A 13310-nucleotide genomic window follows, 5' to 3' on the forward strand; every position below is an offset into this window, starting at 1 on the left:
ACCTTCTTAAAAATCAAATAGGGACAACTGGTTTGACTCCGGAAGATTTCCGAACATACCCAAATCTGCCATAAGATCGATAACCGTCTTACTCACTTTTGTTCTCTGTCGGAAATCATCTCGCGATAAATATGGACCGTCTTTTGAAGCCAATTCTACCGCTTCAGCCGCTTTATCACCCATTCCCTCAATACTGTTGAGCGGAGGCATCAATTTTCCGTCTATAATTTGGAACTTATCTGCCTTCGCAGTATAAATATCAAGTGGAAGAAATTCAAATCCTCTTGCATACATTTCCTGCACAATTTTCATATCTTTTAATACGTCCTGCTCCTTTTTACTTAAAGAATCCGAACGTTTCTTGTAATCTCTGAGATAAAACTCCAATTTATCTTTTCCCTGACACATAATTTCATAAGAAAATGCCGACGCACGGATACTGAAATACGCCGCATAATATGCCAAAGGATAATTCACCTTACAATACGCAATACGATATGCCATCATAACATAGGCTGCCGCATGGGCTTTCGGGAACATATATTTAATCTTCTCACAAGAACCGATATACCATTCCGGCACCCCGTGTTCCAGCATATCTTTCTTATACTCCGGCCACTCTTTACATTTTCCTTTTGCGACAAGTCCTTTACGGACACGCTCCATAATTGTAAAGGATTTCTCACTATCCAACCCTTTATTAATCAGGTACGTCATAATATCATCTCGTGTACAAATTGCCGTAGAAATCGTTGCCTTTCCTTCCTGAATCAGCGTCTGTGCATTGTTAAGCCATACGTCCGTCCCGTGGGAAAGACCGGAAATACGAATCAAGTCCGAAATCGTCTTCGGCTTCGTATCCACAACCATCTGAATAACAAAATCCGTTCCAAACTCCGGAATACCAAGACAGCCTACCGGACAACCACCAATATCTTCCGGCTTAATTCCAAGAACCTCCGTCCCCGCAAAAAGCGCCATGACATCAGGATCATCTAACGGAATCTTTGTTGCATCAAACTTCTCTCCGGTAATATCTGTAATCAAATCCTCCAACATACGGATAATGGTAGGATCATCATGGCCTAGAATATCCAGTTTCAACAAGTTATGGTCAATAGAGTGATAATCGAAATGTGTTGTGATTATATCCGTTGTCATATCATTTGCAGGGTGCTGCACAGGGGTAAAGGAATTAATATTTTCGCCGTGAGGAAGAACGATAATCCCTCCCGGGTGCTGTCCCGTACTTCTTCTGATTCCCGTACACCCTTCCACAATTCTCTCAATCTCACATTTTCGCTTTCGGCTGTCTCTCTCCTCATAATAATTTTTCACAAAACCATATGCCGTCTTATCTGCAAGAGTACCGATTGTTCCCGCACGGAAAGTCTGGCCTGTTCCGAAAATCACTTCCGTATATTTATGAGCATTACTCTGATAATCGCCCGAGAAATTCAAGTCGATATCCGGCTCTTTATTCCCCTTAAATCCAAGAAACGTCTCAAACGGAATATCAAACCCGTCTTTTGCAAGGGGTTCCCCACATACCGGACATTTTTTATCCGGCATATCCCAGCCCGACAAGCCGGAATACGCCCTCACTTCGTCCGATGTAAAATCACTGTAATGACATTTTTTACAATAATAATGAGGACTTAACGGATTTACTTCCGTAATCCCCGCCATGGTCGCCACGAAAGAAGAACCAACCGAACCTCGGGAACCTACAAGGTATCCGTCCTCCACGGATTTCCACACAAGTTTCTGCGCAATGATATACATAACCGCAAACCCGTTAGAAATAATTGAGTTTAGTTCTCTTTCCAGACGTTCTACAACCATATCCGGAAGGTTTTCTCCATACATACTGTGAGCTTTCTCATAACAGATGTCACGCAGTTCCTGATCCGAATTTTGGATAACGGGAGGACACTTATCCGGACGCACCGGAGAAATCGGGTCAATCATATCCGCGATCCTATTCGGATTGGTAATAACAATTTCCTCCGCTTTCGCTGAACCGAGATAAGAAAATTCCGACATCATCTCCTCCGTTGTGCGCAAATACAACGGCGCCTGATCGTCCGCATCGGAGAAACCTTTTCCCGTCATAATAATTCTTCTGTACACTTCGTCATCAGGATCTAAGAAATGAACATCACAAGTGCCTACAACCATTTTTTGAAATTCTTCTCCCAGTTTCACAATCTTTTTATTTATCTGGATTAAATCTTCTTTCGTATTTACATTGGATATACGTTCACTCTCCAGCATAAACGCATTATTTCCCAGCGGCTGAATTTCCAAATAATCATAGAAGTTGACAATTTTTGCAATCTGTTCTTCTGATTTATCATTTAAGATGGCCTGATAAAGTTCTCCTGCCTCACAGGCGCTTCCCACAATCAGACCTTCCCGATAACGGTTCAACTCACTTTTCGGTATACGGGGCATACGGCCAAAATATTTCAAATGGGACATGGACACCAATGTATATAAGTTTACTCTCCCTACATCATTTTTTGCCAAAATAATAACATGGTGTGCCGGCATTTTTCGGATAGCATCGGGATTCATCGCCCCAAATTCATTTACACCTTTTAGCGTAGTTATCTCACGCTCTTTTAACATCTCCACAAATTTCACGAAAATTTCTGCCGTAGCGCCCGCATCGTCCACCGCACGATGATGATTCTCCAGAGAAATCCCCAAAGTTTTCGCCACGATGTTCAATTTATATCTCGAAAGTGTCGGAAGCAATACTCTGGCAAGAGCAACCGTATCCACCGATGTCAACTTTCGTTCCATGCCGAGTCTTCTGCAATTTTCCTCGATAAATCCCACATCAAATCCGGCATTATGTGCCACTAATACCGCATCTCCCACATATTCCATAAATTCAGGTAATACGGTCTCTATCTTCGGTGCATCAATTACCATAGCGTCCGTAATACTTGTCAGTTTTGTAATCTCAAAGGGAATCGGCACTTCCGGATTGACAAATGTGCTGTAACGGGAAACAATTTTCCCATTTTCTACTTTTACCGCACCAATCTCGATAATCTTATCTTTCACGGAACTAAAGCCCGTTGTCTCTATATCGAATACAACAAAAGCATCATCAAGCGTCTGATTATCCTCATTCACCGCAATATCCGTCAAATCATCAACCAAATACCCTTCTACTCCATAAATGATTTTAAACGGATCGTCTTTGTCCAGCGTTTCAATATAGTGATTTGCATCAGGGAAGGCTTGGACAACACCGTGGTCGGTAATGGCAATCGCCTTATGCCCCCAATCATGCGCCCGCTTTACAATCGCCTTTACTTCCGATACGCCGTCCATGTCACTCATTTTTGTATGACAGTGAAGTTCCACTCGTTTTACCGGACTTGTATCCTTCCGTGTCGTTGTAAAATCAGGAATTTTCTTAATTCCCGTCACCGATCCGATAGTCAGTTCACCGTCAAACTTATCAATAGTCGTAACACCTTTTATTTTCAAAAATGCTCCCTTATTAATCTCGCTTAAAATCTCCGGAAGTTGTTCATTTCTCGTAAACATTTTTACCATAATCGTGTCGGTAAAGTCCGTTACCGCAAACATAATGATTGTTTTCTCGTTGCGAATTTCCCTTGTATCAAACTGAATGACTTTTCCCCGAATGGTAATCTCTCCCATTTCTCCTACGACCTGTGAAAGTTCAATCGTATCGTCCTCAAAGTTTCTGCCGTAAATAACATTCGGGTCATCGGAACGTTTAACCGATGAGTAGAACTCTTTCTTCTGAAACGGTTTCTTCTCCTCTTTCGGTTTGACCGTTCTTTCTTTGTTCTCCTCAGGCTTCTTTTCCTTCTCCTCCTCGACATGTTCTTTTCTTCGGCTTTCATTTCCCTCTACAATTGCCCTGATTTCCTGCTGCAAACGTATCTCATTGTACTTTTTATGTTTGCTTTCTTTTGCTTCCTCATAGAGTACACGGACTTCCACAGGAACATTACACCGCTCATTAAACACTTCCTGAAGCAGTTCCACAATAGAATCCTGCTTTCCCTTCGCCACAATTGTATCTTCCAGTGTCATACAAAGAATACTCTCATTTTCAAACGTACACTTAGCGTTCAAAAACATGTTATATTCCACGGCACTCTTTTCTTTCAATTCTTCCAAAATACTGTCCCGATACTCTCGCAGCAGATTTTCCGGTGTGTACTGCTCTGAAAGTTGATACCTCTCCACGATTTGAATGGAAATCGGCGTGCGGGCAAACAACTGCTCCCTTATCATCTGTTCCATCTGATAAATGTATACTTTTGGAATCAGATGTGTGCTTAAAAAATATATTTTCAACCTGTCTTTTAAGGAAGTGGTTGTCACTTTCGTCACTTCCACTCCCTCAAATAAACCCTCTATTTCTTTTTCTGTCTGCAATGTTGGAAATACATCAAAAAATCGTTTTCCCATTTTATTTTCCCCAATTCAAAAGTTCCTGTCTCAATGTTTCCAAAAGTTCTTCTTCCTTCACTTTTTTCACCATTTCACCTTTTTTAATCAGAAGTCCTTCTCCAATTCCTCCTGCAATTCCGATGTCCGCCTCTTTTGCTTCCCCCGGTCCGTTTACAACACAGCCCATAACCGCAACTTTAATATCAAGTGGAATATCCGCAACCATATTTTCCACCTGATTTGCCAATCCAATCAAATCAATCTTTGTTCTCCCACAAGTTGGGCAGGACACAACTTCAATTCCACCTTTTCTCAATCCAAGTGTCTTTAGAATCAGTTTCGCCGTCTTAATTTCTTCCAGCGGATCACCTGTTAAAGATACGCGGATTGTATCTCCAATTCCTTCATAAAGCATAATGCCAAGCCCTACGGAAGATTTAATGTTTCCCGACAAAACTGTTCCCGACTCTGTAATTCCAATATGTAATGGATAATTACACTGTTCAGAAATCAACTGATGTGCCTTAATACACATCAGTACATCAGAAGATTTGATACTGACAACCAAATTATCATATCCCATATTTTCGATTATGTGAACCTTATCTAAAGCGCTCTCCACAATCCCTTCCGCCGTCACTCCGCCATACTTTTCAACAAGATGTTTCTCTAAAGAACCACTGTTTACCCCTACACGGATTGGAACTCCGTATTCTTTCGCCTTATTCACAACAGCCTGCACTCTTGACACATCTCCGATATTGCCCGGATTAATACGGATTTTGTCCGCACCGTTTTCAATCGCTTTGATTGCCAAACGATAATCAAAATGAATGTCTGCCACAAGCGGAATGTGTATCTGCTTTTTAATCTCTTTCAACGCTTCCGCAGCCTCCATCGTCGGAACTGCACAGCGGATAATTTCGCACCCTGCCTTCTCCAATGCCAATATCTGCTCCACTGTAGCCTGTACGTCCTCTGTCTTTGTATTTGTCATCGACTGAATGGCGATTGGATTGCCTCCGCCAATAGACCGATTTCCTATATGTACCACTTTCGTTTCTTCACGTTTCATCTCTTTTCTCTCCTTCTCCGATCTTTTATAATCAAAAAATAACCAAAGCCTCCACCTAAAAAAATGTGGCTTTGGTTTATTTTTACTTTTTCACAAAAACGATTTGCTCACCATATTCGCGTTCAGATAAAGTCAGTTTACTCTTCTCCAAATTATAGTCAAAAGTTGTCTCCAGCATACTGATTTCCGTCTCCAGCGCCGTCTTCGTCAGCCCTGCATCAGAGTTCTTCACTGCTTTTGCAATCTCTGCATCATCGACTTTAAATGTAATTGTTTTGTTCTCTTTATCTAGTGTATAGTTAATCTTCACTTTAACGTTCGACGCTTCTGCAATCTCCGACCAACTTGCCGTAGCGGAATCCCCGCCGCGGATTGTCAACTGCAAATTACTCTCCTCGCTCTTCCACGTTCCTTCAAGCGGATTACCTGCAAATAAGGAAAACAGAAAATAAACAATCACTATAAGAAGAATAATCGATGCTCCTGCCATCACCATTCGCCATATTCTGCTTCTTTTTTCCTCATCATTCTTTGCTATAATCATTTTACCACAATTCCCTTCTTCATCGTTTACACTTTAAATTATACGAAGTTTATCATGGACTGTCAACGCATTAAATATCAACAAAAATTACACTTTTCGCAAATCTTTTTTACAATTTTTTCCCAACAAGAAATACTGTGACTGCTAAAACGCCTATACAGGCATATTTCCCTATACGAAGCAATGATTGATACCCAATCTGACAGAGAAAATAATTTTTCCCTGCTCCCGTCTGAATACTTTCATAAAACGCACGGATTCTATCCGCATATGCGCCTATATTTAAAATTCCTTCCGAAGAAAAGAACGTCTGTGGAATACCGCATTGATTTAACAGTGTATGCCAAAATCCGAATCCGCTTCCGCTCAGACAAACGCCCGCCAAAACAAATCGGAACTTTCTCTCCTCATAAGCCTTTGTCCACCAAAAAACAGTATAGCGGAAAAGGAAAATAAGAATAACCAGCAGGACAATCACGGAACATATCCATTTTACTTCCGTTACCATTTTATCCATATCCTGCAAATTATATTGTTTTCCGTCTTTTGCGGATAAATGCAAATATTCTTCCACCATAAGCGCAGCCGTATTCTGTCTGAGTGTTTTTCCCTGCGTACTTTTTACCATAACGGAGGTAATCGGAATTTCTTCGCCTTTCGGCATTTGATTTACATAAATTTCTTCACCAAATCCTTTTGTTTTCTCCTGATTATCATATACTTTTTCTACCCGATAAGAAGTATTGTCCAGAGAAATGGTATCACCTTTCTTCACCTTTAGTCTGTCCGCCGTATGTTTATGAAGAAACGCCTTTCTCTCACCCTGAAAGAAACTTTCTGTTTCTCCTTCCGATAATCCTATGTTTCTCGCCCGAAGCCATGATTTATTACCGTAAGCAACGTCCACTTCTTCCTCTTTGCAAACAGATTTTTTCTGACCGAAGTATGCCGTGTCCAAAACAGACTGACTGTCGGCAATATCTTTTTCCAACTTTGCCCTGTCTATTTCCTTATCCGTTACATACAATACATGATTTGGTTCAGGTTTTGTATTTCCCCGTTTTTCATACACTTTTTTGACTGTTTTTTCATCTTCTAAAGGAAACAGATTATCAACAACTACCGCCTCCGGTCTTATTTTTAAAGTAGCGCTCTCACCGACTATCTCCTTTACAACATCGGATTCAAACCGAACTTGATATTGCTTTTCACCCCAAATATCCACTACTTCCTGCATAGCCCATACGCCCTGCTCTCCCTTTTCATTTGCGCGTACACAGACAGCGGGAACTTTTGTTTGCTCCGAAAATTCGTCCATAGCCGTTGGCACGGTAGAAACTACTTCTGGTATAAGCCTTTCTTCCACCCAAAAGGACGTTATCGTACAAAGGAGAAGAAAAAGCATTACCCATATACTGCATTTCCATATTTTTTTCTTCATACGCATCTCTCCTATTTTGAAACGGAAACGGATATTCCTTCTGCCAATTCATCGTGAAAGAACAAAAACAACAATGTTACCGGAATAAGACTAAGTATTCCACATACAAACTGCAACTCAAAATTTTCCACATTAACGCTTGCTAAGAACACCGATAGCTGATTTTGTCTTTTTATAGAATTTTTCACATATACTTTGCAATATTATGCAAAAACAGACACTTCTCACGAAGTGTCTGCCTCATTACTTTCTCTTCATCTCTTTTATTTTCTCTTTTGTTTCTTTATCCACCTTCTGCGACTCCCGAATTTTCTGTAAAGCCTTATGATAAGTAAAATCATCTAAACGATTATTTTTCAAATACACCATAGTCTGCTCAGGCATTTTAATAAAGTAAATCGAAATCGCCCACGCAACCGCCATCTTCACATAATAATCTTCGTGACAGATTTCATCAAAATAGGAAAATGCCTGTTCAATATGTCCCTTATCCGTGTAATAAAAAATCATCATAACTACACTGAATCGCACAAAATACGTTCTCTCATCATGTATATATCGGGTGATAAACTCCCACATCTTTTCCGGCTCTTTTTTTGTCTGTTTCAACCCCGCACAAAAACTGTCACAAATGCCCCAGTTATCTATTTTCGGCAGAAATCTCTCTACCTGTTTTAAGACTTCTCCAAAATCTTCTTTTATATAGCCGATAACCATTCCCTGCAACATAATTTCCTCGTAACTTTCGGCAGGATATTCCTCTAAATAAAATCTCCAGTCTTCCTTTGCTATCTGTTTTGCAATCTTTCTTAAAATCGGGGTTCTTACCCCTATTATTTTCTCCGGCTTAACATTCGGAATTAATTTTGCCATAAATTGCTGAAAGTCCGGCTCAGCCAGACTTTCCAATTGTTCCCGTATATTCATCATTTGCGATTACTCTCCTCCCAATTTGCTTGCGACAAACCAGCCTAAAGCAAATGTGACAACTCCGCAACCTACCATAAGAACAGATGCTCCGCTCCAGTTCGTTTTCATTAAAATGGCAATCGGAGAAGCGAGAATCAAACCGATAATTCCATAATATGCGTGAATTTCCGCTTTGGAGAAAATAAATTCAATCAATTTTGCAATTAAGAAGATACCGATAACAACTCCGATACCAAATGGTGCTAAAACGCCTACACCCGTTGTAAGTCCACCCATATCAAATTTCACTAACGCATCGACAAAATCATTGATTGTTTTTAAGATTGTATCGTAGTAACCGAGCAGCATCAGCATCATTGAACCACTCACCCCCGGTACAACCATTGTTGCAGCGGCGATAACTCCAACACCAAACAATTTAATTACATTTACAAGTCCAAAACTGACATCAGCACTGTTTCCTCCTGTCTCTCCCAAAAGAGCCATAACAATAACAACACCGAAGAAAATCAAAAATGGAATTATCTTTCCAACCGTTACTTTGTGTCCTTTTACCTTTTTGAAGATAAACGGAAGACTTCCTGCAATCAATCCACAGAAAGCAAAATTCGTCGGAATCGGATATGTCTCCAACAGAAATTCAAACAATCTTGATAAAGCAACAATCGCAATTCCCGCTCCCGCAAAAATCGGAAGCAATAATTTTAAACTTTCTTTGAATTCACTTTTCAAATGTGTAATGGCATGAATCAGTTTGTCGTATAGCCCCATCGCAACCATCATTGTTCCGCCACTGACTCCCGGAATAATATTTGCTATCCCAACAACCATACCCTGTAGTATTTGTTTAATCATTTTTCTACCTCTTCTTATTCTATTTCTCCCGCCAAAATATTGATTTTGACTACTCTCAGAAATCTATCACACTTTATTATATTTTTCAATATTTAAAAATATTTCTTTGCCAACTCTTTAAATTTCGGAAGTGCATTTACTATCGTTTCATAAGAAACACAGTAGGCAATACGCACATATCCGCCACAGCCAAAAGAACTTCCCGGCACAAGAAGAATATGCAGTTCTTTTGCCTGCCTGCAAAATTCCTTCTCATCTTCAATCGGAGATTTCATAAACAGATAAAATGCTCCCTCCGGTTTGATGCAGGAAAACCCACAATCTGTCAGTCCTTTATACAGCGTTTCTCTGTTCCTATTATAATAGGAAATGTCTGTCTGTTCTTCCAGACATTTCTGCACGATTTTCTGCTGTAATGTAGGGGCATTCACAAACCCTAAAATACGGTTGGCAACATTCATCGCTGCGATGACTCTCCCGCTTTCGCTCACCTCATCAGGAACAACAACATACCCTATTCTCTCCCCCGGAAGAGAAAGTGATTTACTGTACGAGTAGACTACAATTGTATTGTCATAATATTTTGTCAGATAAGGAACTTCTGCCCCGTCATAGACAAGTTCACGATACGGTTCATCTGACAGAAGATAAATGTCATTTCCATACTCTTTCTGTTTCTTCTCCAATATTTCTGCCATGCGTACAACCGTTTCTTCCGGATAAACTACGCCTGTCGGATTGTTTGGTGTATTTACGATTACCGCTTTTGTGCGTTTCGTAATTTTCCTCTCAAATTCATCTAACTTCGGCTGAAAGTTTTCCGTATTCGGTGAAATTTCCACCAAAACACCGTCGAAGTTATTCACATAACTTCTGTACTCACTGAAATACGGTGCAAAGACAATTACCTCATCATCTGGATTTAAAAGTACCTTTAAGGCAACGTTTAATCCGCCTGCCGCCCCTACCGTCATTATGATGTTGTTTCCTGCTAAAGAAGTTTTAAATCTTTTATTCAGTGACGATGCCACCGCATCGCGCACTTCCATATATCCCGCATTGCTGTTTGTATAGCCGTGAAGTGTTAGGGTATCTTCCTCATTCAAAATTTCAACAATCGCTTCTTTTACGCGCTTCGGAGCGGGAAGATTTGGATTGCCTAAACTGAAATCATACACATTCTCTTTTCCATAGAGTTTTGCCATGCGATTTCCTTCTTCAAACATCTGCCGGATTGCAGAACTGTTTGATACCATTTTTTCCATCTTTTCAGAAATCATCTATCTTTTCACCCGCCCTTTTTCTACAAGAAAAGCGGGACGATAAGACAATTTTGCCTTGCGCAGTCCTTCCACCCCTGCATCGTCTTCTCTGTTGATATATTTGTATTTTGCACATTCATGCTCCACAAACTGCTGGTTAATCATCGGATATGCTCCCTGTACTTCCGAGAACGCTTTTTCGATATGGACAACAAATGTGTCATCATTAATCGGTTCTCCCATTGTAAACGCCACAATTTTGCCGTCCACACGCAAAATTCCCCCCGTCATTTCCAACTCTCTGAAAAGACGCAAAGAATTAAGTGTCACACACATCTCCGCATTTTTTTCTGCGTCTGCGTCACAGCCATTTTCTTTTCTCCACTGCAGAGCCATCTGGAAGCATTCTTCCACATTGTCTTCCGTCATTGTTTCATAACTCCAGTTTTCATGCTCCGCCTTGAATTTGTTAATATGATTTCTTTTTCCGTGTAGTTTTTTCCCCGACAAAGTTATCAGTTTTTCTGACTCATACACATAATCTGCTATGTCTCTGTCATATGTGATTTGAAATTCATCGGGATACCACGAATTCAACTGCTCAAACTGTTCTGCCGTCACACAGTACAATTCAAATTCTTTGCCGAGTTTCTCACAGTATTCCATCAAAAACCGCAGCGCTCTCTTTATATCTTCCACCTCTCCCAAAGGATAAGTAAAAGCAATATCTTCATCTTCGCTTTTAAATACGAGCGTGTTTTCAATCACTGCATATTTAACTTTGTAATGCCTTGACCAGAGATATACATTGATAAATGTCCTCTCACAACTTCTGGACGGATACCGTTTAAAGTACCCGTCCAATAATTTTCTGTCCTCCATCTCAGGACGTTTAAATTCTATATTTTTCATTTCCACACCTTCATTCTATTACTGGTTTCTAGTGAAACTGCATATGATATAAAGACTCATAAATCCCCTTTTGGTGAAGAAGTTCCTCATGGCTTCCCTGCTCTTCAATTCCTTTTTCCGTGAGAACTAAAATTCTCTCAGCATTTTTGATTGTGGAAAGTCTGTGTGCAATTACAAATGTCGTTCTGTCTTTCGCCAACATTTCCAAAGACTGCTGCACCACTTTCTCACTCTCATTATCCAGCGCCGAAGTTGCCTCATCAAAAATAAGAATTGGAGGATTTTTCAAAAACACACGGGCAATAGACAGACGCTGCTTCTGTCCTCCTGACAGTTTTGCCCCTCGCTGTCCGATGTCCGTATCGTATCCGTCAGGAAAACTCATAATAAATTCATGGGCATTTGCATTTCTCGCCGCACGAATGACATCTTCATCTGTAGCATCAGGATTTCCGTAACGGATATTTTCCATAATTGTTCCCGCAAACAGATATACGTCCTGCTGCACGATACCGATATTATTTCTCAAATCGTCCAACTTCATCTTGCGGATATCCATTCCGTCTATCTCAATTTTTCCGGCTGTCGCCTCATAAAATCTCGGAATCAGACTGCAAAGTGTTGTCTTTCCAACTCCCGAAGGTCCTACAAGAGCAATGTATTCTCCTGCTTTGACGTCCAGATTAATGTGAGAGAGAACAGGTTCGTTTGTGTCCTGATATTGGAAAGAAACGTCCTCAAATGTAATCTTGCCTTCCAATTTTCCAACGGAAACAGCATCTTTCGCATCGGTAATATCCGGTGCAATGGCAAGCATTTCCTGAAATCTGTCAAAACCTGAGTAACCGTTCTGGAACATTTCCGTAAAGTTAATTAATTTCTTCACCGGCTCAATAAAGTTATTGATATAGAGCAGGAAAGTTACAAGATCTGCCACCAATACCGTTTTTGTTGTAAGCCCTTCCGCTCCCACGAGCAGTACGACAACTGTTACAAGTGTTGTCAGCGCTGTCAATGTTGAATGATACCCCGCCATGTAACGATAACTGATTTTCTTTGCAGCCAGAAATCCGTCATTTCCTTTATGAAACTTCTTCATCTCAATCTCTTCATTGGCAAAGGATTTTACAACACGGATTCCCGATAAACTGTCTTCAATCTGACTGTTGATATCTGCAATTCTTGCACGGTTGCGCTTAAATGCAGTCTTCATCTTCCTATTATAATATACCGCAAAGACAATCATAACCGGAACAAACACAAAAGCTACCATTGCCAGACGCAGATTGATGTTCGCCAAAATAATAAACGAACCTACAATCTTAATAATGGAAATAACAATGTCTTCCGGTCCGTGATGCAATAATTCCGTAATGTCAAATAAATCACTTGTAATACGTGAAAGGAGCGCTCCCACCTTCTGATTATCATAGAAAGCAAATGTCAGTTTCTGGTAGTGACTGAAAATGTCGCTTCTCATATCCGCTTCCATTTTCGCTCCCATCATATGTCCATAAAAGGCGATAAAATAGTTGCAGCCAAACTCTACAAGAACGAGAACAATCATCAACGCCCCTAATGCCACAATTGTTTCCATTGCCCTGTTGCCGTCAAAATAGACAACCTCACTTGTGATATAGCGCACAATCAGAGGGATAACCAGTGTGACTCCCGCTCCGAGTATTGCAAAAAACATATCACTGTAAAAAAGTAATTTATACGGCTTATAGTACGCAAATAGTTTCTTTAGTTTGTCTTTCATCTCTTCTCCTCCTCATTCTAAAATAAGGACGAAACTTCTAAAAGTCCGTCCTCAAAATTCCTCTATCTTTATAATAT

At 40.4% G+C, this 13310-nt stretch carries 8 protein-coding genes and 1 pseudogene; all 9 read right to left on the reverse strand.

What is annotated here, in order from left to right; genetic code table 11:
- Nucleotides 1-6: 6 nt before the first annotated feature.
- The gene (locus ACYQ35_RS05460) at nt 7-4470 is read right to left on the reverse strand and encodes a PolC-type DNA polymerase III (protein WP_459831011.1); all 4464 of its coding nucleotides are present in this window, start codon (nt 4468-4470) and stop codon (nt 7-9) included.
- A gap of 1 nt (nt 4471) precedes the next feature.
- Nucleotides 4472-5533, reverse strand: a pseudogene (ispG, locus tag ACYQ35_RS05465) (flavodoxin-dependent (E)-4-hydroxy-3-methylbut-2-enyl-diphosphate synthase); the annotation flags it as partial.
- Nucleotides 5534-5609: 76 nt separating this feature from the next.
- Nucleotides 5610-6071 carry a hypothetical protein gene (locus ACYQ35_RS05470; RefSeq protein WP_009460613.1) on the reverse strand — a complete coding sequence of 154 codons (462 nt, stop codon included), beginning with the start codon at nt 6069-6071 and terminating at the stop codon, nt 5610-5612.
- Nucleotides 6072-6180: 109 nt separating this feature from the next.
- A complete protein-coding gene (locus ACYQ35_RS05475; RefSeq protein ID WP_459831014.1) occupies nt 6181-7512 on the reverse strand; it encodes an ABC transporter permease in 1332 nt (443 codons plus the stop codon).
- Between the two features lie 243 nt (nt 7513-7755).
- A complete protein-coding gene (locus ACYQ35_RS05480) occupies nt 7756-8442 on the reverse strand; it encodes a DNA alkylation repair protein (protein WP_009460609.1) in 687 nt (228 codons plus the stop codon).
- A gap of 6 nt (nt 8443-8448) precedes the next feature.
- Nucleotides 8449-9297, reverse strand: coding sequence for a DUF368 domain-containing protein (locus ACYQ35_RS05485; protein ID WP_009460607.1), 849 nt, complete (start codon nt 9295-9297; stop codon nt 8449-8451).
- A 92-nt stretch (nt 9298-9389) separates the two neighbouring features.
- Nucleotides 9390-10577: a pyridoxal phosphate-dependent aminotransferase gene (locus tag ACYQ35_RS05490; RefSeq protein ID WP_009460605.1), complete on the reverse strand. Its 1188-nt coding sequence runs from the start codon at nt 10575-10577 to the stop codon at nt 9390-9392.
- The gene (locus ACYQ35_RS05495; protein WP_009460603.1) at nt 10578-11471 is read right to left on the reverse strand and encodes a DUF2156 domain-containing protein; all 894 of its coding nucleotides are present in this window, start codon (nt 11469-11471) and stop codon (nt 10578-10580) included. It lies immediately after the preceding gene.
- Nucleotides 11472-11499: 28 nt separating this feature from the next.
- Nucleotides 11500-13233, reverse strand: a complete 1734-nt coding sequence (locus tag ACYQ35_RS05500; RefSeq protein WP_009460601.1) for an ABC transporter ATP-binding protein — start codon at nt 13231-13233, stop codon at nt 11500-11502.
- Nucleotides 13234-13310: the final 77 nt, after the last annotated feature.

This window comes from Faecalimonas hominis, assembly GCF_054660755.1.